The organism is Mycobacterium kyorinense (assembly GCF_002101735.1).
Taxonomy (GTDB): domain Bacteria; phylum Actinomycetota; class Actinomycetes; order Mycobacteriales; family Mycobacteriaceae; genus Mycobacterium; species Mycobacterium kyorinense.
In genome coordinates this window covers 1-24782 of the sequence record NZ_LQPE01000120.1, presented here as the reverse complement: position 1 = coordinate 24782, position 24782 = coordinate 1, and the positions used below count along the sequence as shown (strand labels likewise).

Below are 24782 nucleotides of genomic sequence, written 5' to 3'. Positions count from 1 at the left end.
CGGTCGCGGGCCCAGCCGAAAACAACCAGCCCCCAAGCTGATTGGCGCTGCATGACCCAATACGGGTCAACTCTTAGGCGCGGGCATCATCGACGCCAAAGCTGCTCTGACTGCTGATGTGCCGCGCGGGGACATCGTGGCTCCCGGCGTACCAAGCGTGGCGGCGCCGGCCCCCAAACCCCCACCCGCTAAAGACAACACCGCCCGCAACGTGTCGCTGATCGCGCTCGGCGCCACAGTTGCCGTGTTGGCCGTGGTCGCCCTGACAGTGTTCGCTACTCGCAGATCGGACTCTTGATGAATCGAGATCGTCTCTGGGGCTTGCAGTTCCGATCCACCAATCTGTGGTTCCTGGCGGTGGTCACGATGATCGCCGTTCTAGCCGCCGCGCTGGTGAACCGGCCCGGGCACCAGGTCATCGAGATCGCCGCGGCGGCGGCTGCCGTCGCTGCGGCGCTCGCAGTGGTGACGCTGCGGTCACGAACCCTGCTCGGATGGCTGTGGAAACGACTCACGTTTCAGCGCAGTCCCCGCGATGAGATTGCGCTATTCGCCGCCGAGACAACCGGGCACACCTGGGATGGGCGCCGCGCCAGCGTGTACATCGAATTGCTGCCCCAGCCCTACGAAACCACCATCATCGGCGCCGAACAGGAGACCACGATCCGGCGGATTCCCGTCGACGCCATCCGCGAGGAACTAACCCAGTTCGACATCCACTGCGACCACGTGACATTGCTGACGCTGGGCTACAAATACGATGAGCCCTCCCAGCTCGCGACGGTCTGCCATGCCGCAGTCGGCCCGGTCGGGGCGCTGCTGTACGGCAGGACAGTGCTGGAAGTCAGCATCGCGCTGGACCGATCACTCGACAGCGTCTACGCGCGCCAGGGCAACGACGGTGTCGCGGTCGGGCTGAGCCGAACCGTCACCATTGCCGCCGAACGGATCCGGCGCAGGCTAAGTCAATTGGGTTGGAATGCACGGCTTCTCAGCGAAGACGACCTCGCGGCGCTGCAGAGCCAGTTCAGCGGGGTCCTCACCGAACAGCTCGACCATGAGCACTGGGGGTCGTGCGGGGCTAAGGCGATGCGGGCCTCGATGTTCACACCCATCCGCTCGGCCTGGACGCCGGCCAGCTACCGGGAATGGTTGAAACTCAACACCCATCGCAACCTGCAGATCCTGCGCTTGACCCGCAACCGTGACGGCAGTGATCACGCCGAAATGTACGTGGGATATCTCGACACCGACAAGTCGGCGCTTAGTACCGTGCGTGCGATCGGGCTGCGCCGCCAATACGGGCAGCAGGGCGACATTCTCACCGCAGCGATTCCTGCCATGCGCACGATACCCACCAGCGCGGTGCCGGGTAAGACGTTAAGCCAGGCAGAGGAATTCCCTATGCCGTTGTGCGCGGCGGGTGTCGGCACGTTCATCGGATTGACCAGGACCCGCGCACAGGTGTTCGTGAACTTCACAGTGGGCAGTGAGCCGTTCTACGTGGTTGCGCCCGCGGCGCTGTGCCAGCAATTGCTGCTGCGGCTGGCGACCAGCGGGCGCAGTATCGACATCAGCTTGCCCGGCGAGGAATGGCAGATGTTCGCCCGCCGGATCGGCGCCACCCACGACCGGCGCCCGGATGCCGACATCGTGGTGACAGCGCAAGAAGGAGTGACCAAACAGTCCCATCCCAACCAGGTTCGGTTGGTGTGGACGACATCAGAGCCCCGGCGAATCGACTACGGCATCGTCGCGGGCCCTGATGAGTGCGTGCTGACAACCCCGACTGGGCAGACGCGCTATCGCTGGTCAGTATCCAACGCCGAGCAGAATGTGTTCACCCTGCGGCCCCGCGCGCCGCGGCATGCCGCAACCGCCTCGTAAAACCGCGCGGTCCGCGGGCATCGTATCGATGGGCTGGATGTCTTTGTGGCTCAGGCCAGCTCGTGAGCGTGCTCGTGGCCGGCGCAGCTGATTGCCAACTCCGTGACGAGGTTGCGGGTTTGCTGGTCGGTCGCCGACAGCGTGCCTTGCCGCAACAACCGGTAGGCGGCGGCTTGAGCGAGCAGCAGGTAGGGCGCGTAGTTGGCGCCGGGATCCATCGTTGCGACTACATCCAACGGGGTGGCCTGTGCGGACATGGCCGCCCGGGTGGAGGTGTAGGCGTCGTCGAATGCCTTGTAGTCGGCGACCCGGGTGTCGTGGGGGTGGGCCAGGCGGAACAGGATCCACGCGGCGGCGACATCGACGTCGGCCCCGACAGGTATCTGTTTGATGACTTCCATGGTGGCCGGTGTGGGTTTCCCGTCAGGCCCGAGCGCGTCGGGGGCTGCCGTTGTCGCGCCGGGTGTGCTCGTGTCGCTCGGTGCAGCCATGGTTGTGGGTGTCGCGGTGGGAATCGGTGCGCAGATATTGGGCGGCCGACTGTCTTGGTCGGCGTCGGATTCGTCGAACACACCGAACAGCGCCGCGGCGGCGGTATTGGCGATGATGATCGGTGTTTGCGTCAGCGCGGAAAACGTCGCTGTGGCCGCAACCAGGCAGCCAACTAGGACAATCCAGCGCCGGCGTCGGGGCGCTGCAGCGGCCGCCGGGCGAAGCAACGAGGCGGCCAGCGGAGCAGCGGCCGACATTTTGGCCCGCACGCCGCGGACCAACCAGGAAATACCCACACCAAAAGGTTAAACTCAAGTTTAGCAATGTTGTCGTTTCGGCGCGAGCTCGGGGGAGGCTCTTCTTGTGGCTGAGGGGGATTGGCGACACGACCGGTTCGACCAGCGGCATCTGATAGAACTGCATCGCCGCGGTCTGCTGGACCGCTTGCCCATGGAATTAGGGCCGATGCCGATCGCCGACCTCGGCCCGCAACTGTGGCAGGACCTGATCCGCTGGCGCATCGTCGACGGCGCTACCGAAACCCTCAATCCCGAGGCCGAAAAGTTGTTCACCGGCCTGATCAACTACGAGTGGGCGGTGTGGGGCATCGTGCTGCTCTACAACGAGCGACGGCCGATCACCGCAGACTTGCCCAAGGAGCTTTTCCAATACGGCGTGCAGTACGCGGTGCGCGACATTCCCCGGGCCACGTTTATGTTCTCGGTGTTGGAGCACCGGGTCACTACCGCCGTGCTAGCCAACGGCGACATCGACATCAGCAGCGACCCTGTCGAAGGGCCGCGCGACAGCGACGTTGAGCGCCAAATCGCGAAGATTCTGCTCACTGTCCTTGATCCGGCACAACTTTGGGGGCCCTATCCGATGCCGCGGGTGTCGATTCCCGCCCCGCACAGCGGTCCTCGGAAATTGAGCGCTCCGCGCACTGCTGACCCCAAGGAACGCAAGAAGGTGGTGTCCTCGACCACTGCGCAGTTACGGTCGGCGGGAGTCTCAACGCAATCGCGAGCGGTCATCGCCGAATTGCTTCGCCAGGACAACGTCGCCGCGGCGCAGATCACCGTCACCTGCGCTACACCCACTGGCCGGAGCACCGCACATGAAAACGCCGCTGGGGTGCTGTTTTTCGGCGGCACCAAGACCGGGATTGTGGTCAGCTATCCGGTGCGCGCCGTCGACCAGCGGCCCTGGGTGACCTATGAACCCGGTTCGGCCGAAAGCCTGGCCCGGGCTGTGGCGGCGATACGCGAGGGCCTCGACGCGGCCGATCCCGCCGCGATCACGGTGCGATGAGCGCGACTGCACGGTGCAACCGCGCCTATCAAGGCAGGGAGGTTGACGTTTCGCGCCGCGCATACACGCACTGATGCGATATTGTGTTAGCCATATTTGTTGCCCTACTGGGGGAAGGGAGACCGCGATGTCGGTAGTAGGGATGACGAGCTTCGCTGGTATAGCGGCGTCGGTCGGAACTTTGCAGGCAATGCAAGCCGAGCTGGCCGGGGTTGCTGCGGCCAATGAGGGGGCGTCGCAAGCGATCACGCCGGCCGGCAATGAGGGCGCCTCGGCAATGGCGATGGCCCAGCAGAAGGCAAGTTCGGCGCTGTTCGCCACACAGTTCGCGCTCGGGATCGAGCAGATGATGGAGCTCAACGGCGCCATCCTTTCGGCCAGCGCGGCGACCGAGGTGACCGACGCCGGCAACGCGGTCGCGCAACTGGTCTGACGTCCCAGCGCCATTCAGGTGTCAATGGCCGTGGCGCGCTGCACTTCACCGTGCGCGGGCGGTCGCGCTGATAGCTGCTCGGCGCTGGGCCGGTTGAACGGTATCGGAGGGGGATGTCGTGGCGGTTGAGCCCTGGACTGCCTACATACCGGAGATCAACGCCGGGCGTTTCGAAACCGGCACCGGCCCGGAAAGCTGGATGACCTCGGCCACCATGTGGCTCGGATTTGGTGCCATGGTCGTCGAGGCAATGGGAATCTTCACCAGTCAGCTGGCTGTGATGGGTGTCAACTGGCAAGGTGCTGCGCCGACGGCGATGGGTGCTGCGGCGATGGAGTTCATGGAATGGCTCGGGGAGATGGAAGTCGCCGCGATCGCCAACGCGGCGGCGTGTGAGGCGGTGGCGACGGCCTACGCTGCCGGCCAGGGCTCCATGATTCCGCTGGCCGCCGTTAACGCCAACCGCGCCTCGGAGCTGATCGCTGAGATGACCAACTTTTTGGGGATCAACAGCGGCCTCATCCTGTTCCTCAACGGCCAGTACGGGGATTTTTGGGCGCAAAACGGTGCGACGATGATGACCTACGACGAGGCGGTTACCACCGCCACGATCCCCAAGCCGGTGCGGCCGCCGCCGCCGCTAGCGTCGCTGGCCGCCGCGGGAGCGCAACTGGCCGACGCTGCCGCCCAGGCCGCCGCCAAAGCCGGCGTCGGCGCCGCCAGCCAAAGTGCCATGCAGGGCCTAAGTCAATCGGTGGCCGAGTCCGGGCAAGGTGCTGCCACCGGTGCCGAAGGGCCCGGTCAGTCGATGTCCTCCCTGCTGGGTTCAGCCGGGCAGCTGTTCTCCGCGCCCGGTCAGCTTCTCGGGCAGGGTGCCAGTGCCGCCGGCCAGCTGGGTTCCCCTGCGCAACAGCTGATGTCGCCGTTCACCTCGCTGATCTCAAACATGGGAGGCAACCTCAACGCCAGTGACGCCGCCGCCTTCGGGATCGGCGGGCCCTCGACCGCAGCGTTCGGTGGAACGGCGGTATCAGGGGGTAGCGATGCGGCCGGTGTCGGTCCGGTCGGCTTCGGTGGAGGCCTCGGCGGGGCGATGATGGCTTCTGGCGCCTACATGGGCTCCTCCGGCCCGCCTCCACGAAGCCAGCCTGTGTTCTCGGGCGTATCGACCAAGCAGTCCGAACTCGCCGTCGCACCCGCCGGCGCAGGATCCGGTGGAGGACTGTATGGCGGCGGCGGAATGGCCCCGGCAGCGCACGCGGCAGGAGAATCCAGCGGCACCCGTAAATCCAGCGGCATCATGGCTGTGCAAACGAAGGCGTCGCTGTCTGGTCCGTCAGAAAGCGAAGCCGATGAATTGTTCGGCGACCGCTGAGGCAACCAGCGCAGTGAACATGCCCAGCGCTGGTGACCGCGGTAGCAGGGTATCTGCCGCGGAGGCTGGCTAACTATGGAAACCGCAGCACGAAGCCGCCCGGTGTGGCTGGCGGCGGTCCGGCTCGCCTTGGCGATATGGTTTGTCGGCGCCTACATTCCCGTGTTGTCGAGCGCGTGGGTAAGCCTGAACATCTTGACTGCCGCCGCCCAGCCGCACATCGCCACTTTCCCGATGGCTTACCCCGCGGTCGGGATCGACGCCCACACCGTGGTATCGCTGATCGGCTTGATACTCATCATCGGCGGGGTGACCCGGTGGGTGACCTACCTAACCAAGGCCGAACCAGCGCACGCGGTGCCGGCCGCGCCCGGCCGCGACCCCGCCGCGCCGGCGCCGCCCCCGGCCGCGCCGCGCACCGCGTATCAGTAATCAGTCAGTTAACCTAAGAACAGCAGAGTAAGGGGGAAAGCAATGTCGACTTCAGACAGTCCTGGACTGGCTGGACGCAGCGGCAGCATCCAAGCGAACCCGGATGTGTTGCGTGCGGTCGCGGCGTCGCTGCACGGAGTGGCCGAGGATATTGAGTCGTTGTTGCCCGAAATCAAGGACCTACACGACACGACCGCTCGCGAGGCAGCCGACCACACCGTTAGCGGCGGTCCCGCGCCCTACTTCTCGCCCCTTCTGGACGCGCTGCACACCGCAAACGGCAAGGTGCTCAAGAACGTCGAGCAGGCCCGCGACAATGTGCGCCGCGACGCCGAGGCGCTGCAGGGACTGGCCGACTCGTTCGAAAGTAATGAGCAAACACACGCCAGCAAGATCGCCAATCTGTAGCGCGAACGCTGACGTGATCGAGTGAGGACGAGCCGATGACCGAGATCGGGCTGAATCCACAAGAGGCGGCCGGCACAATGGCGAAGCTCGCCGGTCAATTCGACTCCGCCGGCAGCACACTGCCCCAGGCGGGCCCGGCCGGCCTGGATGCGCGGGTCGCCGACGCGGTCGGAGACCAAGTCACAAGTTCCCAGCAGGCGCTTACCGACGCGGGGACTACCTCACAAACCGGTAGGTCAGCCTCCGACGGCCTGGGTGCCCAGGACGGCACCAACGCTCAACGGACCGGCGGATTAGACACTAACCTCAAAGATGGTGCGCTCGGCAGAAAAGGAGGCCTTGGCCCGGGCGGATTGGGGCGCGAAGGCCCCCGGCTAAGTGCCGCCGATCTGGCCAAGCTCGTCGGCGCCGGCTCCTACGAGTCGCCGATGCCGACCACGCAGACCGCCCCCAATTTGCCGCAGCTGCCGAGCATCCCGACGCAAGCCTTGACGGCGCCGACTCAGTCGATGCTGGGTTCGGCGGGTGCGATTTCGCCGCTGCTGAACGAACTATTACAGCGTGCCGCCACCAATCCGTTAGGCGATGGTGGCCCCGCGTCGCAGGCGATGGGTGCGGCCCTGCCCGGTCAAGGGGGCCGCGTTCAGGAACTGGTTCGCGCCACGCTGGGTGTTCCCTACGCGTGGGGCGGCGGCGACGTGGGTGGTCCGACCCGGGGTATCTCCGATGGGGGAGGCCCGGCTGACCGGGCCGGTGACTACAACAAGGTTGGGTTCGATTGCAGTGGCTACGCCAAATACATCACCTACCAGTTGACCGGTCACGTCATCCCTCACAGCTCGCAGGCGCAGTACGCGCAGGGCATTGCGATCAGCCCCAGCCAGGCGCAGCCGGGCGACCTGTTCTTTCCCGCATCAGCGGGCCGGCCGCCGGAGCACGTCCAGGTGTACATCGGAAACAGCCAGGTCGCTGAGGCGCCTTCATCGGGCCAGACGGTCAAGATCAGCCCGCTGCAGCCCGGCGAGTTCCGCCGGATGGTCGCGTGATCGCCGACCGGGTGGGCTCACCGCTTTCAGAACGGGCCGCGCTGGAAGCAGCGATCGCCGCGCACCTAGCTGAAGGACACGGCAGCTCATGGGCGTACCTGCCCGAGCAGACCCAAGCGGAATACCTCAAAGATGCTGCGGCACTTGTCGATCAGGGTTTGACACGCATTTGGGAAGATCGAGAGCCCGGCTCCGACCCGTCGCCAGGACTTGAGGTCGAAGCCGCCGAATTCGATCGGGCTATGCAATGGTGGGTCGACTTCGTTCATACCCGGCACCCGGGCTGGGATCTCGCCGGTGGTATCGATGTGTCGCCGGAGATGGAAAACCTCGACCCCGAAGACTGGGACGCATGGGTATCGATTGCGGTGACCGTCTCCGAAGAGGCGCGCCGCTTATACATGCGTGAATTCGAGCAGCTGCACGGCGTCACAGCTCCTGCGCCCGTTCCGCCCGCGCCGGCGGTTGCTAGTTCCCCGCCGGCGGCAGGTCATGTCCGGCGGGATCGATTCGCCACCGCAGTGGCCGCCGTCCTGGCGTTTCGGCACGGGCGGCAGTGGCTAAGACTGCCCTCCGATATACGTGAAGCCTACCTACGTGATGCACGATCATTGATCGACGCACGGTTGACCTGCTGGACCGATTAGCAGGGCCGCAACATCATCGGTACGGAGTTCACGCCGTGAGCATCAGGCACATGAGTTACGTCGCCCGCGACGGGTTGCATGACACGGCGCAAGCTGCACATCGTTACGCACACCGCGGCTGGCGTCGGTTTTCGACACCCGGAGAGAACGCCGTTGACCTGTGCCCGCCATGCCTCAAAGACCCACCAATTTGGCGCGTGCGGCAGCAGCTTGAGCGCGAGCAAACCATGAGCGGCCATGCGGGACAAAACCAAACGGCCGGCCACATGACCACCGCCGACCCTGGCGGGCCGAGCAATGCGCAAAACGGCTCGCGGCTCGACTCAACAACCACGAACAGGACGCAAGCAAATGATCATCCGATTCAGCAAGACCAAGTGGCAGCACTTCCTCGGCGATGTTGAACCACCCCACTGAGGGAGCGCTAGCGCCGCAGGGGAGCGGTGTCCGCTCGGCGCTCGCGTGCTTGGGCGAGTGTTGCCGCAAGAACGCGTCGGTTGCCTCGACATAGCCTTTTCGTGGGGGTGTTTTCCGACGAGACGAAGCTGCCGCCTGGCGCTACGGCCAGATTTAGTTAGCCGCCGGTGCCACGCCCGCGCGCCGGCGGCTCATCGGCGTCGGTTCATGTCATCGACGTGCATGAAGTTCATCTTGGCAGCTGGTTGGTTGCGGGCGCATCGGTGCGTGTGGACCGCCATCGCTGGCAGGCCAGGCTCGGTGTGAACCGTTACCGGGCGAAGCTATGGTGCGCGCCAGGGTTATGCCTGGTCAGGATGGTGTTTAGATCGCAGCAGCGGTGGGTGTCACCCCCGAGCTGTTACGCTTGGCCGCAGCGACACCAGTCGCTCACGGGTTCTCACCTTCGCTGCACGGCAAGGGCGACAACGCCAGCGGAAACCTAACGCTGGTACATCTCGGAGACCCCAGTGCGCAGCTGATGCCGCCTCGGTCACATCGGGCAACTGTCCGGACGGCCGAGGGGGAGAGCGGAGCGGTATCACAACCGATCTCCCCGGACAAGGAAAACGTCCGGGATGGACCCGGATGTCCAATAGAGATCGGAGACTACGATGAGTTCCGCAATTCCTACAGTCAGCACGGCTGAGAAAGTTCTGCCGCGCCCAGTCGAGCCGCTTCCTACTCCGGCGCTTGCCGCCGCGACCAGGAAACTGGCGGACAAGTTGGTTGACCAGTTCAACATGGGTGAAGACGCTGCGCAAGCACTCGCCGTGGCGGCTGTCGATCCCTCGACGGTTCGCCGCGCCATTGAAACGCCCGAGCGCCTGCCCGTACCGGGTGGTGCTCTGTTGGCGGTCAGGGCCCAGGTGTGGGCGCGCTATGTGATCCCTGATCCGCGGAATCCGCGCATTGGGCCCGCTCGTCGTCATCCGGCGTCGAATCTTGTTGGGCGGGCGGAAACTACTCGGTTTGCGCCATTGTCCGAACCGACGGCAGCTGCGGACGGTAGGCCGGAGCTGGTACAGCGCGTCTTGAGCCAGGAGCATGAGGCGTGGGCAGCCAAGCAGGCCCACGACTACGTCCTGAGCAACAACGACTGGCGAGAGTCGATCCGGAACCAGGGAGTTATGACCGAGGTGTGGATCGCGGCGACCACCATCGAGCACGCCGACAGAACCCCGAGTGTCACAGTCCCGGTCACTGTCGAGGGCTCGAGCCGGTGCGCGTGTGTCCATGATCTGCTTGAGGTCAGGTCGGCTGATGTGCCATACGCTCGCGACGAACGTAAGCTGCGAAGCCAGATCCGGAAGCTCAACGAGGAAATCGACTCTCGGCGCCCCGAAGAAGTTGACCCTGACAGCGCAGTGAGGGCGCGGTGCGAGACTCTGCCGGCGTTGCTCCTCGTGGGTTTCGAGCCCCACGACGGCACCCACAGCGATTTTGCCGTCGCGGTGAAATCGCTTGTGGCCCTTCGCCACGTTGACTACCCCAAGCCGTGGGGGGAGGCCGCCGAGAATGAGGCGCTGGCCGATGCGGTCATTGAGGAGCTTGAGCGCCGCGATCTGATTACCACCGGTAACGCCCTTTGGCTGTTGGGCGAACTTACCCCCGACGAGGCGGCCGAGGCTGGGTTCAGCCCTGATCCCGCAATCAGGACCGCGGCGATCGTGCGCCTGTTCACCGATAAGAATCCAGATATCCACGCGGCGATACGGATTGCGATAACAAGTCAGAGCACGCGCAAGCGCATCACAACCAAGCTGCTGCACGACATCGCCACTTCGCTGGTTTTGCGTTCGGTGGCGGAGGAGGATGCCCGCAAACGGGAACGGACGCGGAAGTATCTGAAAGAGGCGCTCAGTGGTGAGCTGGCGAAGGAATGGGAAGCGACGTTCCGCGACCACGAGGAGTTGGCGGCGGCCGCCGACGGCGAAGTTGTTTCGGGCAACGCCGGCTCGGCGACCCGCGAGCTGGCGGCACGCAGCGCGTATCCCCTTGTTGTCTCCGGTGCGCTCACCGCGGATCGGGGGTCAACGAACAGCGACCAGCCTGACCGACGCAACCCGGGTGAGGTCATCGATCGGATGCGAATGAGCCCGCGAGGTGTGCGCCAGCTGCGTCAAGCACTGGTCGACTTTGCGGCAGGCCGCAAAGTGCGGTTCATCGATGAGAATGGAAGCGAGGCAACGAAGCCGGACGGTGCTGTCGTCCTGGCATCGGATGCGATGCTTCGACGTACGTACCCGCGTGCGGGTGAAGGGCCGGCGCCCGTACCGACACCGAAAACCCCGGCCGAACTGCTGGATAACGCGCTGAGCGAGCTCGCAACCGCCGTCCAATCCGTCGAAACCGCAGTTAGGAAGGTGGAAGCAGTCCGATCCGAGGATGGCACCCCCGCGATTGATTCACTCGGTGCAGACCGGGCTGACTGCGACGCCTGGCGAAATATCCTCTACGACACGCTTGAACGGCTCCCAATCTGGAAGCAAAAAGGGATTCAGCGTCATGGCATCGAGAACGAGGCCGAGTCCGAGGATGCTGGAACCGAATTCGACGATGCCATCGAGGATGACATTGTCGATGACGTCGACGCGGAGAGTTTAGGCATGGAATTTGACGACGAGCGGGTAAGCCCGTAGTCAACCACAAAATCTGGGCGCTCCCGGAACCGCCATACAGTCCGGGAGCGCCCAGACCCGCAACTAGCGGACACGCGACATGAGATGAACGCCCTTCCTCACCGGCACCAACTGATGCCGGGCCGTTACGCCGACCAGAACACCGATGGGTCGGTACACCTCGGAGCCGGGCAAGAGTCACCATGCCGCTTGTGTCACACCGGGTTTCATACCCGGCAGACAGCAAGTGGGTGCGCCGGAACGTCCAGCTCGCCCAACCAGAAGCCGACATCGGCGACTTACTCAGCAAGCTGGAGTCCATAGTGCAATCGGAGTATTTCTTCGCCGGCCACGAGCGCGAGCTGCGTGATCTGGTCCGACACCCCAGATCGATCGACTTATCCGAGGCAGCCTGCGCCGGAATCGACCCCAACCTCTACCACCCAGATGGGCCCCTGGACGAGCTATCGGCGGCCCGCTGCAGCACATGCCCGGTGCGGATGGGGTGCCTGGCGTTGGCCCTGCAGGCCGAAGACCCACAAGCACGAGAAGGGTGGTACGGCGGGGTCGGGCCCGACGATCGTGCTGAGATTGCGCGGGATCTGAAATTGCCCACTGTTCACGTGTGCGGCGGTAAGGATCCCGCGACCGAAGCGGTGCGTCTTCGTGCGTCGGGTTTGACCGTCAATCAAGTTGCAGCTTACTTGGCGTGCAGTCGCCGCACGGTGCAAAGGTATTGTCGGAGAAGCCTGTTCGAGGCGCTTTAGGCATCATCGCCACGTCGCATTGCTGCGGCGACGATGATGGCTTCAGCGATTTGGTCGGCTGTGTACATCCACCCGCGGGGAGTCCATGTCCGGGAAACTAGTTGGGCGATCGCCGGCTGTGGTAGGCCGCAGGATTTAGCGACGTCGGCGATGGTGAACAGTGGGCTGCGGGTCGGCTCCGCAGCTTCTGGCTCATCATTCATGCATCTAACTTAAGTGGTCTGGACCGGGCCCGAACGCACATTTTTCGGCGGCGACTCATTCGCGGCTTGCGCCGGTGGCGTCGGCGTTGGCCAGCGTGTCCTGGAGTTTGTCGAGGGGGTTTCCGCCACCGCCGAGGGCGTGCCCGGGGTTTCCTCCTCCGCCTTGGCTGGGAAGTCGGTCGGGGTCGACGTCGTTGAGTGTGCCCGGGCCGGCGGATCCGGCACCGGCGCCGGGCCCGAATACGGGTGTTTGTCCGCCCGCAGACGGTGGTGGTGGCGGCGGGGTGGGTGCCTCTGGTGTTGGCGGGCCGCCGGGTGGGGGCTCGGGGGGCGCCGTTGAGGGCGTCAGCGGCGCGGACGAGTCTGGTGGCGGGACTGTTGAGGGCGGCGGTGGTGGCGGGGCCGGCGGCCGGTCCAGGGATTCGAGTTTGTCGTTGAGCCGTTCGGGTGTGGCGTTGCGTATGCGGCCCCGGTCGGGGTTGGGGTCGTTGTTGGCCTGGAAGCAGTGCGCCGGTGCTGCGTTGACGACGTCGAGGGCGCTGGTGTAACGCTGCCGCGCCAGCTCTTTGTCGCCGGCTCGTGCAGCTAGATCGCCGAGGGTTTCGCGGACCAGCTCGAGGTTTACCCGCACGGTGCAGGAGTCGGCGGCCGGCGTGCGGGCCAGCACGGAGCTGAAGGCGTGTTCGGCGTCCTCGATGCGCCCCTCCAGGACGGCCAGGTCTGCTTGGTCGAAGGTGACTTTCTGCGGCTCAATGACATTCAGCACCGATAGGGCGTTGATGTCGGCGCCCAGTGCTTCGGTGTCGTGGCGGGCGAAGTCGTCGACGGCGCTGCCCCCTACCAGCATCACCGAAATCATTTTGGCGGTCGCCACGAGCAGCAGCAGCGCGGCGGGCACCGAGTACACCACCAGGCGCCGGCGCAGCCGCGCCCGAGTGGGGCCGCGGCGCCACCAGCTACGGGCGCGCGACAGTGTGCGCCGGGCCCATGGTCGCGGATCAGCTCGTAGCATCATGGCCTCACGTCCTGACGTGCCATTCGGGTGCGGCGGTAGTCGCGTATGGTCAAGTAGATCTCGATGAGCACCAGCACGGCCGCGAGGGCGCTGAACAGCCAGTACAGTTCGGTGCGCTCCACGGTGCGAGACGCCACAACGGGGTTGGCATCCGGGGCGGGAGCGGCGGTCACCGCGGGCACCACCGCGGAGATGGATTGGCCTGTCTCCCGATGGTAGTAGGTGACACCGAGTTGCCCGGCGAGCTTTTTGAGGGTGTCTTCGCCCAGCCCATTGACCAACGGGGCGCCGCTTTGTTGGTCGGCCATGTAGGCCAGGTTGCCGCCGATGTAGCCGCGCGGGATCGGCCCGCCGGCCGGGGTGCCGTAGCCCAGGACCGCGCCACCGGCAACCAAATCACCGAGCGTGAAACCAGTTTGGCGAGCACGCGACCCGCCAGCTCCCGAACCCAGATAAAACAGCACGTTTTTGGAGCCCTGGTACTGGTTGCGGGCCTGAGTCAGTTTCTGGTGCAAGATGTCGTTGGCTGCGCCGGCATCAACACGGTACATCGCGTCTTCGGGAACCTCGGTATACGACGACAGGCCCTGGATCAGCGGTTTGAGGCTCCACACGTCAGCCGAAAGTGGCCACAGCTGCGCGGCTTTGGACGCAAATTCGATCACCGAGAAGCGGGCGCGCGGGTACTGGTCGATCAGTGCGAGAACGTCGTCGCGGATGCCGGCCATCCGCGATTTGTGGTCGGCGAAGTCCTCGACCCGGGAGTCGACAGAGCGATCGACGACGATGAAGACATTGAGATTGGCCGCCGAAGCTGCCGCGGTGCTAGGCGGCTGGGTGCCCTGATGGGTGTCGGCGGCTTCCAGCCCTGGCCTGGCCGCGGCCACGACCAACATCAGTACCGCCAGTGTCAGACCGCCCCATCGCAGCACGACGGTCCGGTACCGGCCGGGCCCGGTGCGCACCAGGACTCGGTAGAGGGCGATCATGCGGATGCCGATCAGCACGACCCCGATAGTGATCAGCAGCCATACGGGCAGAACGGGTTCGAATGTCATCGGCGCAGCACCGCCAGGGCGGCGCACAACAGTGCGGATGCGATCAGGGAGATGCTCACCGGGAGGTTCGGGTAGTCCCAGGAGCGGCGAGTGATCATCGTTCCGTTAGGCAGTACGACGTCGGGTGGGTGCTGGCGAATGCGATCGAGCAGCCCGGTCAGGGTTGCATCAGTTGTTCCGGGCCCGGCTCCGGTGCCGGCGGGGTTGTAGCGGCTGAACCGTCCGCCGGTTGTGGCCACGATCGACGACAGCGAATCCGAGCCCTGGGTTGCTGCGGTCACGACGTCACTGCGGGTGATCGCGTTGATCTGGATGCCCGCATGGGCTGCCATGTCTTTGACCGTCTGGGTGGAAAACAGCGACCGCCGCCGATCGGTATCCGAGCGAATGCTGCTGTAGCCGATATAGATCACGGAGCGGCGGCGGCTGCTCTTGTCCTCGAAACCGGGAAAGCCGGTCATGCACAGCGCCAGGATGTCCTCGACCGAGCGCACGTAGTCGGTGTAGTTGATCTGCCGCGAAAAGCTGGTGATGCCGTTACTCAACTGAGCGACGTCGCTGGGCGGCAGCTGTTTTCCGGCGTCGATGTCACGTTGCAGCGCCGACAGGTTGGCGTAGTTGGTGAATTGCTGCGCGGCCCACTCATAGTCGCGCGTTAGCGGCACCACCCGCAGGGTCGGCGAGGTCAACCCGATGCGCTGGGTGTCGAACGCTTTCATCCGTTGCGCGAAGTAGTCCAGCAGCCCCGCGGTGGCGGCATCGGTCACCGGTTCGCCGACACAAATCATGATGTCCTCGGGGTGCAGTGCCTCGAAATTGCGTGTGGCCGAGGAGAACCCGACAGGCCGGGAAGCGGTGATGACCGCTGAGGCGAACAGCACCGCCAACAGCACCGCAGTCACCAGCAGCGCCAAGAACCGGGCACGCGCCACTCGGGCGTACTCAGGCAGGTTGGTGAGCCGGGTGACATGTGCCAGCGGCCGAAGCACCCGGCGAACAGCTGGCAGGGGTGCCAGCAACGCGACAGCGATCGCTGCTATCAGCGCCACGACACCGCAGGCCGCGATCGGCCACCATTTCAGGTCCACGACCGGATCATCTCCTTGACGGCCAGGTCGAAGCGCTCGACGTCGACATGGGCTGTCGGGGTGAAGCGGGCGTCGTTGAGCGCGGCGATCAGCGGCGCCGCCGGCGCCAGCGCCCCGCCGGCAAGGTCCTCGGTGTGCATGTACTGGGCCCGTTGGCCGGTCGCGACGTGCAGGAAGCTGCGCAAGGTCCGGCTGTAGGCGGTGCAGGCCTGCGCCGGTGTGATCGAGCCGGCGCGGTAGCTGCTCGTGGTCGCAGTGACAGATCGGGCGAACCGGCGGGCCAACAGTCTGCGATGCAGTATCGATAGTCCCCGGATTTTCCGCAGTGTTGTCGGCGACAAGGTCCACACGTAAACCCCCGCGTACCAACCGATCAGCGCGGTAATGAGCGCTGCGGCGATCAGCGCCCACAACATCGGGTACGGGGTGGGGCCGGAAATGTAGCGCAGCAAGTCAGTTGGCATGGCTGAAGTCCTCGGTTAACCCGACCAGTTGCGTGCGGATTTGCGTGCTGGCGCCGATGCGGGTGTAGCGGATGGATCGTTCGGTCATGAACGTGTCCAGTGCTGCCAAGCGGGCTTGTTCGGTGCGGCGGTAGGCGGCGATGACCCGTGGACCCAGGGTGGCGCCGTTGAGCACGAATGCCCCTGTGTTGATGTCGTATCCGTCGAGCTCCGTCTCAGACGAACCGACTGCCGGCATGTCAGAAACCATGGCCCACATCAGGTCGTGGCGGCCGGAAAGCTGCTGGAGCGCATCGGCGAGCCGATCATCGGTGTCGGGCTCGTCGGAGACGACGACGATCAGCATCCGACGGCGGTAACCGGTTGCGACATACTGCAGTTGGGTGACGATGTCGCTGGAGCCCGGCTGGTGCAGCGTGTGGGTGTAGAAGCGGTCCAGCAGCGATTCGATATGGGTTTCGCCGCGGCGGTTGCGGGTGTTGGCTGATCCGCGTGAATCGCCGTACACGAGCCCGATTTCGTCGGAGCGCCCCAGTGTGATCAGCCCGATCGCGCCCATGATGTGGGTGGCGATATCGCGCTTGTATTCCCCACTGGGAGCAAGCGCGTTCATGTTGCGGCCGGCGTCGGCGATCAAAAGGATCTTGTGGTGTTTTTCGGAGACGAACCGCTTAATCAGAACCGAGCCGGAGCGCGCCGAGGCTTTCCAGTCGATGTCGCGGACGTCGTCGCCGGCCACATAAGGGCGCAGGTCGTCGAATTCGAGGGTGCGGGTGTGTAGCAGCGCGTAGCGGCCTCCCTCGAGCAGCCCGCTGGTGCGGGTGCCGAAGTAGAGTTTCGCGCTGTTGAGGTACTTGGCCATGCCGTCAGGGGATGCGGACGGCCTGTAACACGGCGTCGATGACGGTCTCCGGGGTGATGTTGGCGGCGGCCGCTTCGAATCCGAGGATGAGCCGGTGCCGCAACACCCGGTGGGCGACCTTGGCGATGTCGTCGGGAATGACGTAGTTGCGTCCACGCAGCACCGCGTAGGCGCGGGCGGCCTTGCAGAACGCGATCGTGGCCCGTGGGCTGGCTCCGTATTCGACGACCCGCGCCAGGTGCGGCGGCAGCATGTTGTATTGCTGTGGCCGGGTGGCCGCGACGAGCTGGCTGGCGTAGGCCATGAGCCCCTGATCCATGTGCACGGCTGCGACCACCTGTTGGAGCCAGCGGATGTTGTCGAGATTGACGACGCGGCGTGCGGGGTTGTGCTTGTTGTAGACGCCAGCGTCGATGCGAGACATCACCTCGACCTCCTCCTGGGGGGAGGGGTAGCGCACGATCTCTTTGAGCATGAACCGGTCGCTCTGAGCTTCCGAGAGCGGATAGGTGCCTTCCTGGTCGACGGGGTTTTGGGTGGCGATCACCAGAAACGGTTCGGGGATTGGATGAATTCTGCCGGCGACGGTGGTTTGGCGTTCCTCCATCGCTTCGAGCATCGCGCTCTGGGTTTTCGCGCTACTTCTGTTGATCTCGTCGAGCAGACAGATGTTGGTGTGCACCGGGCCCAGTTGGGTCACAAACGAACTCGTCGCCGAGTCGTAGATCTGAGTGCCGATGATGTCGCTGGGCAACAAGTCTGGGGTGCACTGGATGCGTTGAAACTTGCCGTCGACGGATTCGGCCAGCACCCGGGCAGCGGTGGTTTTCGCAAGTCCGGGAACGCTTTCCAACAAGATGTGGCCGCCGGCCAGCAAGCCGATCAGCAGCGTTTCACGCAGATTGTCCTGGCCGACCACCTTGGCGGCGAACGCCTGGGACAGCGCGGCAAGGGCGCGCTGCGCGCCTTGCATTTGATCTTCACCGGGTTGTTGCACGCGTGTTGTAGTCATTGGCACCTTCTTCAAGCGTGTCAGGGGAATTCAGTAGTTAGAGGTTTTTGGGCTGGGCTATCTGAAGTTCAGCGCCGGGGGAACTTTGGAGATGTCGGCGGTCCCGTTGAGGAACCGGGTTACGGTGCCTTCGCGTGTGCCGCCGGACTTCGATTGCACGGTCACCGGTATGGTGACCTGACCGAAAAACATGACGTTGAGGTGGTATTGGTCGAATCCTTGGGACTTGACCTGGCTCAGATCGGCCTGACCCCAACGCGCCGTTCCCTCAACATAATCCACAGGATCGAGTCCCTCGAGTGGACACGGGTCTGGCGGCTTGAGCAGATTCGACTTTTGGCACGCCGCGAACGCGGAAGCCACAGCGTCGGTGACTGCCTTGCTGCCGGCGTCGTTGAGGGAATATTCGGCCTGCAGCCACGGCGTGTATGAGGTCAGTGAATCCAGCAGCAGTGGTTTGGCTTTCACCCCGAGATAAGGGTCATTGCTGCCGACGTCAACATAGCCGGGGAATACGTAGGTGGTGTTGTCGCCGACTGGCTTGCCAAACACCGTCAAGGTCTTATCGGAGGCGTTGGACGCACTGCCCGGGGTGGGCTGCAACTTGATCGCCGCCGATTCCAAAAACCATCGCTTGTTGGTGCGTTTGACCCTCAAGTTGGCATCGGAGACCTTGTCGCCGAAGTTCGCCGCAACATGCACCTGACCCATTCCCAACGACGACCCGCCCGAATCGTCGCTGAGGATCCGAATATTGGTGATCGGCCACTTCTCGATCTGCTTTTTGAGGATGTCGTTGGTTAAGAAGTCTTTTGAGGCCGGCTGATCATCGCTGTAGGACAGCGCCGCTTCGGCGTCGCCGCGGGCCAATGCCTCCAAATAGCCTTTGACAGTGTCGGCGGCCGAGCCTCCGCCGCCGGGTCCGTTGCCGCCTGCCAAGGTGATCACCAAGACGATGCTGACGACGATCAGCACCGCCGCCCCGGCTCCCAACGTGACGAACAAAGGTTTGCGGTTGCGCCGCGGAGGCGGTCCGAACGGTCCCGGGCCCGCGGGCCCGTACGCCGGCGGCGCAGCACCGAATCCTGCACTCACACCGTGCGCGGGGCCTGGGCCGGGCCCCTGGGGGGTGGGTTGCCACGGCTGAGGGCCCGGGGTCCCCGACCACGGCCGAGGGGTCGGGGAAGGCTGCTGGCGCGGTCGCTGCCCGCCGGGGGGCGCGACTTGCGTCGTTTCGTTCGGATCGACCGGACCGGCTTGCCCGGCCGGACCGACCGGGTTAGGGCCGCCGTATCCGCCGCCGTATCCACTGCCACCGCGACCTGACCAATCAGTCACAACCAACCTCTTTCAGGCAATCGAGGACCTTCGCTTCGGTAACCCGTCGGCAGCGGCCTGTCTCCGCTAATCTTGCCGTATCTGCGGCCACCTCGGAGCCGCTCATTCATGGCCCCAGTGCAACAGATTCAACCACACAAACCGTAGCAGTAGCAACACTTATGTGTAGCGGAGCTGTAGCGAGAACGGACCTAACCCTATCGCCGCAGGTCGATGCCGCCTAGATTGCGCAAGCGCGGCTGGTTGATCCGTAGCGAGATACCAACTGCGCAACCCCAAGCTATGGGCCAACCTGCAGCACCATTCAGCCCATCGATGTCCGTAGCCTGGCACGAGTCGTGGGCGCCACCAGCATCTCGGTCACAGGTGTTGGGCTAGTGTTACGACACCGGGGGTCGTCAGCGGCGGCGGCGCCGTGGCCGGGCGGGCGGCGGACTTTCTTTCAGGCGGCGCAGGACTTCGTCGACAGTATCTGGTGCGTCATCGTCCGGAGGTACAGCTTCAAGCCGGTTCCGGGTGCTGTTGGCGGCTTGTGGGGTGATCTTGGCGTAACGGGCGATGAGACTCGGCCCGGCCCCGGCATCTAGCGCACGCGTGAACGTCGAAAGGTACAAGCTGTAGGCCAAGTTACGTAGCAGGGAAGCCTCATGGAGGTCCTCAAGCACCGGAATTTGCTCCGGCGTGGGCTGCTTCGCGTGCGCCATAAACTTGAGTTTACGGGACGGTTTCCCGTAGGAGCGTATCTCTGTGGCACTGTTGCGTACTTTCTTGGTGTCCAATAGCGCTGGTACCGGCGGGAATTTCAGCGACAGCCGCCACCGCAGCGCCGCCCGGCCTGTTTGCGACCACGAGCTGGCCTATGGTCGGCACAACACACTCCGCGGCAACGCCGGTGAACACAGAGGGGCTGGCGCGGGCGGCGGCCAAGGCAGGGCGCGAGGCCGGATCGGGGGCCGGCTTTGACGCCGGCGGCCTGGCCGTGCCGCGGCAGCGCACCTACCAGATCTCGAGAAGGGGTAGCAATTGCCCTGCGGCGTCCAGTGTTTCCTCGGCGTAGGCGATCGCCTGCTGCACCTCAGCTTCGGAGATGAGAAGGTCATCCGGGTCGCGCGGGTACTCGAGCTTGTTGCGGACCCGGCGCATTACATTGAAGAAGTCGAACCGTTCACCGAACTGGGCGCGCACGGCCAAACAGATCGCGGCGTGGCCACCAGCGCTCTTCCCGCGCAGTCCCTGCTGGGTCAGCAGCGCGGCGGCGGTGGTGCGCACACAGTCGTAGGCGAGTTCGAACGCGCCGACAGGGTCGATGGACAAGACCGTGTGGGCGCTGTCAAGCCGCTGGCGTGCCTGGGCGAGCAGGTAGTCGCCGTTAGCCGCTTCCCCGGTGATCTTGTCGAGATGACCGCGGTCGAGCAGGTCGGCAATCTCACGACGCCCGGTCGCCCACCCGGTCATGCGTGTGCCCCGTCACGCTGAAACGCGACGGTGTGAGGCCGTCGCCGGATCTCCCCGATGAGGGGATCGTCGCCCGGGTTGGCCCACCGTTCGGCGCTGCACTGCTGCGGGTTGACCTCGACGCCGAGGCGCTGCTGGGCGCGGTCGGCCGCGCTGAACACATCGAACTGGCCGGCTTCGCCAATGACGAGCACGTCGATGTCATTGGGAGGCAGGCCCGGTTCGCCCGCATAACGGGCCGCCCAGGATCCGAAGATCACAATGGCCTCGACGCCGTTGATGCCGCCGAACTCTTCGCCGATCACCGCGACGGGGCCGAAGGTCAGGCTGAGCAGCTGGGTAAGCGGGGCAGCAGCTGGGTTGTCGGTGTTCGCCGACACCATCCGGTTCTTCCCCAACTTGCGCTCCCGGATCAACCCGGCGGCGGCCAGCCGCTCCGCTTCACGATGCAACGTGGTCAGCGGTACACCAATGGCGCGGGACAGCTCCGACAGGGAGTATTCCTCGCCGGGGTGGGTGAGCAACTGGGCGAGGAACTCGGCCTGATGGCGAGACCGGAAGATCGGCATCAACGAAGGGGCTTCACTACGCATAAACGGAATATATCACCCATAAAAGGGAAGTGTCAATCATGTGGTTTCTTCCGAAACGGTGTGTGTGTCGTCGTCTCGTCGGTGGCAGCACCAAGAAGAGCACTGGTCAAGCGGGGTTAGCATCGGCCGCGATGGCAAAATAGGCGGTCCGGTTTTGTCGCGCCGTCAAGCGGCTCTTGCGCGCCACTACCGGCGCGACGTAACGGCTACGACGCTCCGCCGACCCTTCGCTCCATTTGTGCTGCGACAACGAGCTCGTCACGGTCTACGACCCCCTCGAGCCGGATGCCGTTCGTCAGGGCAACATAGCGTCGATCATGGGCGATGATTCGGTACTGCCTGTGCGCGGTGAGTGGACCGGCGGGCACTGATTGTGTGTCGAGATCGCCGCGCATCCATAGCCGCAGTTTGCTGCTGCTGACAATGTGGCTGATGTACCCCTCGTCACCCAGCGTCTGATCCACCGCGTATTGCCAGTTGTTGAGAATCGCGCTCACCCCGCTACTGTGGTCTTCCAGGGCGTCCGTCACGGCCGCACGAGCTTTGCGATAGGCGGACTCATAGTTGTCGGCGGCGAAGTTCTTCGCAAGCCGCCTGCGGACATCGCGTGGTGCGGCGATGCCGACGAAGTTCTGCTCGTTGCCCGATCGGACGAAAACCAATGCCTCCACCTGGGTGTAGTCCTGCGCGAGGGCCGCGACGAGGAACATCCTCGTTGACCACCAGTAGTTGTCGTCCCGGAGATCTATGCGAAGAATTTTTGCCTGGTTCTGAATGAGCTCCTTGAACGGACCCGACAAATCGTCCCCTGTTGGTCCCACCGCCGATCCGCTGAGGCCCTGCCTCGACTTCAAGTCAGACGGAGAACTGAAACTACGAAGCAGGTTATTAGGACCGACAATCCGCTTTCTGGAAAACGTCGCGATTGGGTAGCGTGGCACCCGTGGAATCAGCGGAGAACACGCCGGCCAACGATGATCGACCCCCGCCCCGCGACATCGTGCAGGAGCGAATCGACCGCCTAGAGACGCTGCGCGCCGGGCACCGACCGATCGATGAAGAAAGTTCGGTCCAACCTGGCGCACTGCGCAGGTTCAGAACTCGTCGACGACATCAGGCTGCGCCCCGGCTTCATTCGGCGACTTACAGCCCTGACCGAGGACCTCGACTACGACCCCGCCACGTTGGTCGACCGGCCCAAGCCGGTGCTGCCACGCCAACCCCCACTGGCGGCGCTCGCCGCCCTCACCAAGGGGATCGCTCTACAGCTGTGCATCACCTTGATCTTCCTGGCCCAGACCCAACCCCGGAAGACCCTGGGCAAAGGCGCACTACTAAAGATCAAGATCGACGGCTCCGACACCGACCCGATCGGCCTGGTAGACCTTCTCGCCGTGCCAGGCTCACACAACCCATCGGAGGAATCCACCTACAACAGCAACTCCCGGGAGAACCGAAAGCGCCAAATCCGCAGCGGCTTCATCCAGCTCGACAGACTCGGACTGGCCGAGCTCCCCACAGGAGGCCGAAAGGGCGCGCCACGATTCAACACCGTGCACCTCAACGAGGACGCCCGCCCCACCGCGGCCGGCGCCAAGCGATACACACCGCCACGCAGCACCGCCAGAGTTGTGACAATACCGCCCGAGTTCTTCCTCAACGGATGGGTGCACGCTCTAAGTAAATCCGAAATCGCCATGTGGCTGATGCTGCGAGACCTGTCGCAGCGCCCCGATGCCTCACTGCCCCCGGACAAACTCCACATCCGAGGACGCAACCGCCTGCTGCAGTACGACCTCTCACGCGCGGTATGGGACACCCACGCCCGGCTTGAAGAATTCGGACTGATCGTGGTGCATAAAGATCCCAACCGCCGACCCAACGGAACCACGATCGACGGTGATCGTGCGCAGCCGCACTTCTTCGAACTCCGCGACGCGGGTCTGCGCCAGAACGGGCTCAGCACAGTGTTGTCCAACCTGGCCGACCTTCAGGCCCGCAAGTCGGCGTGACGTGGACCAAACCGCCCGCGTTCCACGTCACGTTGCCGCCACGACCATCAGCATGATGACTAGCCCCACAATGGTTGCGCAGCCTGTGATTTGGACGCGAACCTGAGCTAGATCACGGTGGACTTTATGGTCGGGCCGGTCACTCAACGAGTCAATTGAATCGCGAACTCTCGGCGATCAATATCCTGGATACTTACGCCAGATGCGCCTGGTCTGCTCATCCGGACAGTCTTCTGCGAGAATCCAGTCGGGGTAGTCGAATAGGTCGTCAGCGATTTCGCTAATGACGTCGCCAAGCTCCAGTGGCCTAAGCCATTTCGCTGAAATGGCGTCCACGCCCAGGCTCGCTCCGAGGAGGCTGCCGGCAATCGATCCGGTGGAGTCAGTGTCGCCGTCGTGATTGACTGCCAGGATCACGCCATCTGAAAACGAATCAGCGACCAACGCGCAATAGATCCCAATTGCCAATGCCTCATCGGCTACCCAACCCTGCCCCAAGGAAGCTACGGCGTCGTGGCCCGGTCGACCGTCCCGTGCCGCGGCCTCGGCGGCCTCGAGCGCGTAAAGCGTTTCGTCATGATCGCGGTAGTCAGCGAGGATGCGCTTCGCCTTAGCTACAGCATCGACGAGCGTAGTGCCGCCGACCAGCTGATACACGATGCTGGCCATCACCCCGGCGGACAACGAACCCGTGGGGTGACCATGTGTCAGGGCCGCCAGCTCGACCGCCATATCGAACGCCTGCTGCACACCACCATCCGGCAGCCGCGAGACAAACAGCCCTACCGGCGCTACCCGCATCACCCCGCCGCAGCCCTTGCTGTCGTTAACTGCAACCGCGCCAAGGGCGCGCATTTCTCGAAGCGCTGCGATGCAGGTATTACCGGGCGCGCGGCGGCTATGAAGCTGATGCTGCTGGTAGAGCCAACCCGGTTCACCCTCGCCGAACGGCTCACCCACCCCAATCGCGTGTACCGGCGCTTCGCCCTGCGTGCGCAGCCACCGCAGGTAGGCGTTGGCTGTCACACCGGTGTGCGTCGACACGCCACGCATGCATCCACGCACCCAGTACCGCAGTAGCCCTTCAGCGGTGAACAGTGTCATCTGGGTGTCATCAGTAATCGTGCCGACACCCCCATAGGCCGGCGCGTACGCGGTGATGCCCGCGCGCCCAAACTGCGCCAAGATTTCCTCGTACGACTGGAATTCGACCGGCGCGCCCAACGCGTCGCCCACCGCGCCACCAAGCAAACAGCCGCGGAATCGCTCTCGCCCCGTGATCCGTTGCCGTTGAGTGTGTTTGAGTTGCACGCTCATGCGGCGCCCCCTTGCGGGGTTTGGTTTTTGGCCTCGCCGCGTCCGGCCCCGCGTGGGCGGGGTCTTACGGATGCTCCGCGGGCACCGGATGCTCCGGAGTCCGCGCCATGGTCTGTACCAACCGATGTGGTTGGCCCGGGTACCGATGGGGCCGTGGTCCCGACTGGACCACAACTGGCGTAATCCGGCCAGTCACGGAGATTGCGCGCGGCGTTGCGATCGCGGTCGACCACTTCGCTGGTGTGCGGGCACACCAGCAGTTTGTCGATGCGTCCTTTGCCGATCAGCCGGCACGGCGTGCCGTCTGGTGTGGTGCAGCCGTGGTGGATCTGGCTGGATGGGAACCAGCGATCGGCCACGGTGAGCGCCGCGCCATGGCGGGCGGTCTTGTAGGCCAACATCGGCCCGACCAAACCCATCGCCGCATCGCAGACGGCCCGCCGGTAGGCGCGCCGGCCCATGCTGCGTTTCATGGCGGCCACGTCGAGGT

25 protein-coding genes are annotated in these 24782 nt (G+C 64.5%); 11 read left to right on the top strand and 14 right to left on the bottom strand.

Translation table 11 applies throughout. The features are described 5' to 3' along the window. Nucleotides 1–297: 297 nt before the first annotated feature. Nucleotides 298–1887 carry a type VII secretion protein EccE gene (gene eccE, locus AWC14_RS14605; RefSeq protein ID WP_084264273.1) on the top strand — a complete coding sequence of 530 codons (1590 nt, stop codon included), beginning with the start codon at nucleotides 298–300 and terminating at the stop codon, nucleotides 1885–1887. A 50-nt stretch (nucleotides 1888–1937) separates the two neighbouring features. Here the strand turns inward: eccE and AWC14_RS14600 are convergent, their stop codons facing one another. Beyond that, nucleotides 1938–2675, bottom strand: a complete 738-nt coding sequence (locus tag AWC14_RS14600; protein WP_084031135.1) for a hypothetical protein — start codon at nucleotides 2673–2675, stop codon at nucleotides 1938–1940. Between the two features lie 67 nt (nucleotides 2676–2742). On the opposite strand from AWC14_RS14600, the gene AWC14_RS14595 reads away from it, so the two are divergent. The 9 genes from AWC14_RS14595 (at nucleotide 2743) to AWC14_RS30215 (ending at nucleotide 11875) form a co-directional block, all read left to right on the top strand. Next, entirely contained in the window at nucleotides 2743–3690 is a 948-nt protein-coding gene (locus AWC14_RS14595; protein WP_084031136.1) for an ESX secretion-associated protein EspG, read from the top strand. Between the two features lie 190 nt (nucleotides 3691–3880). Continuing rightward, nucleotides 3881–4123, top strand: a complete 243-nt coding sequence (locus AWC14_RS14590) for a hypothetical protein (protein ID WP_236723806.1) — start codon at nucleotides 3881–3883, stop codon at nucleotides 4121–4123. Nucleotides 4124–4241: 118 nt separating this feature from the next. Continuing rightward, nucleotides 4242–5498 carry a PPE domain-containing protein gene (locus AWC14_RS14585; protein WP_084031138.1) on the top strand — a complete coding sequence of 419 codons (1257 nt, stop codon included), beginning with the start codon at nucleotides 4242–4244 and terminating at the stop codon, nucleotides 5496–5498. A 75-nt stretch (nucleotides 5499–5573) separates the two neighbouring features. Beyond that, nucleotides 5574–5930, top strand: a complete 357-nt coding sequence (locus AWC14_RS14580; protein WP_085241329.1) for a hypothetical protein — start codon at nucleotides 5574–5576, stop codon at nucleotides 5928–5930. Nucleotides 5931–5972: 42 nt separating this feature from the next. Beyond that, on the top strand, nucleotides 5973–6338 hold the full coding sequence (locus tag AWC14_RS14575; RefSeq protein ID WP_139807275.1) for a hypothetical protein: 366 nt from the start codon (nucleotides 5973–5975) through the stop codon (nucleotides 6336–6338). A gap of 35 nt (nucleotides 6339–6373) precedes the next feature. Further along, nucleotides 6374–7384 carry a C40 family peptidase gene (locus tag AWC14_RS14570; protein WP_084031140.1) on the top strand — a complete coding sequence of 337 codons (1011 nt, stop codon included), beginning with the start codon at nucleotides 6374–6376 and terminating at the stop codon, nucleotides 7382–7384. Beyond that, the gene (locus AWC14_RS14565; RefSeq protein WP_139807276.1) at nucleotides 7381–8031 is read left to right on the top strand and encodes a hypothetical protein; all 651 of its coding nucleotides are present in this window, start codon (nucleotides 7381–7383) and stop codon (nucleotides 8029–8031) included. Before AWC14_RS14570 ends, AWC14_RS14565 begins: the two co-directional genes overlap by 4 nt. 1070 nt (nucleotides 8032–9101) lie before the next feature. Further along, nucleotides 9102–11129 carry a hypothetical protein gene (locus AWC14_RS14560; protein WP_139807277.1) on the top strand — a complete coding sequence of 676 codons (2028 nt, stop codon included), beginning with the start codon at nucleotides 9102–9104 and terminating at the stop codon, nucleotides 11127–11129. Nucleotides 11130–11311: 182 nt separating this feature from the next. Next, nucleotides 11312–11875 (top strand): WhiB family transcriptional regulator, encoded by a 564-nt coding sequence (locus AWC14_RS30215; RefSeq protein ID WP_084031143.1) that lies wholly within the window; start codon nucleotides 11312–11314, stop codon nucleotides 11873–11875. 258 nt (nucleotides 11876–12133) lie between these two features. Here AWC14_RS30215 and AWC14_RS14545 read toward each other — a convergent pair whose 3' ends face one another. The 11 genes from AWC14_RS14545 to AWC14_RS14500 form a co-directional block, all read right to left on the bottom strand. Then, nucleotides 12134–13093: a tetratricopeptide repeat protein gene (locus tag AWC14_RS14545; RefSeq protein ID WP_142281704.1), complete on the bottom strand. Its 960-nt coding sequence runs from the start codon at nucleotides 13091–13093 to the stop codon at nucleotides 12134–12136. Further along, entirely contained in the window at nucleotides 13090–14151 is a 1062-nt protein-coding gene (locus tag AWC14_RS14540) for a vWA domain-containing protein (protein ID WP_084264258.1), read from the bottom strand. Before AWC14_RS14540 ends, AWC14_RS14545 begins: the two co-directional genes overlap by 4 nt. Next, the gene (locus tag AWC14_RS14535; protein ID WP_084264259.1) at nucleotides 14148–15239 is read right to left on the bottom strand and encodes a hypothetical protein; all 1092 of its coding nucleotides are present in this window, start codon (nucleotides 15237–15239) and stop codon (nucleotides 14148–14150) included. Before AWC14_RS14535 ends, AWC14_RS14540 begins: the two co-directional genes overlap by 4 nt. Further along, on the bottom strand, nucleotides 15230–15703 hold the full coding sequence (locus tag AWC14_RS14530) for a hypothetical protein (RefSeq protein WP_095956127.1): 474 nt from the start codon (nucleotides 15701–15703) through the stop codon (nucleotides 15230–15232). Before AWC14_RS14530 ends, AWC14_RS14535 begins: the two co-directional genes overlap by 10 nt. After that, complete coding sequence (locus tag AWC14_RS14525) at nucleotides 15693–16565, bottom strand: DUF58 domain-containing protein (RefSeq protein WP_084264261.1); 873 nt, start codon at nucleotides 16563–16565, stop codon at nucleotides 15693–15695. Before AWC14_RS14525 ends, AWC14_RS14530 begins: the two co-directional genes overlap by 11 nt. A 4-nt stretch (nucleotides 16566–16569) precedes the next feature. Continuing rightward, on the bottom strand, nucleotides 16570–17577 hold the full coding sequence (locus AWC14_RS14520) for an AAA family ATPase (protein WP_084024928.1): 1008 nt from the start codon (nucleotides 17575–17577) through the stop codon (nucleotides 16570–16572). 57 nt (nucleotides 17578–17634) lie between these two features. Beyond that, on the bottom strand, nucleotides 17635–18672 hold the full coding sequence (locus tag AWC14_RS14515; protein WP_084047218.1) for a DUF4878 domain-containing protein: 1038 nt from the start codon (nucleotides 18670–18672) through the stop codon (nucleotides 17635–17637). Nucleotides 18673–19313: 641 nt separating this feature from the next. Beyond that, on the bottom strand, nucleotides 19314–19619 hold the full coding sequence (locus tag AWC14_RS28245) for a hypothetical protein (RefSeq protein WP_139800214.1): 306 nt from the start codon (nucleotides 19617–19619) through the stop codon (nucleotides 19314–19316). Between the two features lie 292 nt (nucleotides 19620–19911). After that, nucleotides 19912–20370 carry a hypothetical protein gene (locus AWC14_RS14510; RefSeq protein WP_083071749.1) on the bottom strand — a complete coding sequence of 153 codons (459 nt, stop codon included), beginning with the start codon at nucleotides 20368–20370 and terminating at the stop codon, nucleotides 19912–19914. After that, a complete protein-coding gene (locus tag AWC14_RS14505; RefSeq protein WP_083071750.1) occupies nucleotides 20367–20963 on the bottom strand; it encodes a helix-turn-helix domain-containing protein in 597 nt (198 codons plus the stop codon). The genes AWC14_RS14510 and AWC14_RS14505 overlap by 4 nt, the downstream gene beginning before the upstream one ends. Nucleotides 20964–21169: 206 nt before the next feature. After that, on the bottom strand, nucleotides 21170–21763 hold the full coding sequence (locus AWC14_RS14500; RefSeq protein WP_084031134.1) for a hypothetical protein: 594 nt from the start codon (nucleotides 21761–21763) through the stop codon (nucleotides 21170–21172). A 255-nt stretch (nucleotides 21764–22018) separates the two neighbouring features. Between AWC14_RS14500 and AWC14_RS14495 the strand changes: the two genes are divergently transcribed. Further along, nucleotides 22019–22975 carry a hypothetical protein gene (locus AWC14_RS14495; protein ID WP_084031247.1) on the top strand — a complete coding sequence of 319 codons (957 nt, stop codon included), beginning with the start codon at nucleotides 22019–22021 and terminating at the stop codon, nucleotides 22973–22975. A 177-nt stretch (nucleotides 22976–23152) separates the two neighbouring features. Here AWC14_RS14495 and AWC14_RS14490 read toward each other — a convergent pair whose 3' ends face one another. Both AWC14_RS14490 and AWC14_RS14485 read right to left on the bottom strand, forming a co-directional pair. Beyond that, nucleotides 23153–24292 carry an ADP-ribosylglycohydrolase family protein gene (locus AWC14_RS14490; RefSeq protein WP_084047257.1) on the bottom strand — a complete coding sequence of 380 codons (1140 nt, stop codon included), beginning with the start codon at nucleotides 24290–24292 and terminating at the stop codon, nucleotides 23153–23155. After that, the coding region (locus AWC14_RS14485) for a zinc ribbon domain-containing protein (protein WP_142281703.1) at nucleotides 24289–24782 on the bottom strand (494 nt) is incomplete at its 5' end. The genes AWC14_RS14490 and AWC14_RS14485, both read right to left, overlap by 4 nt.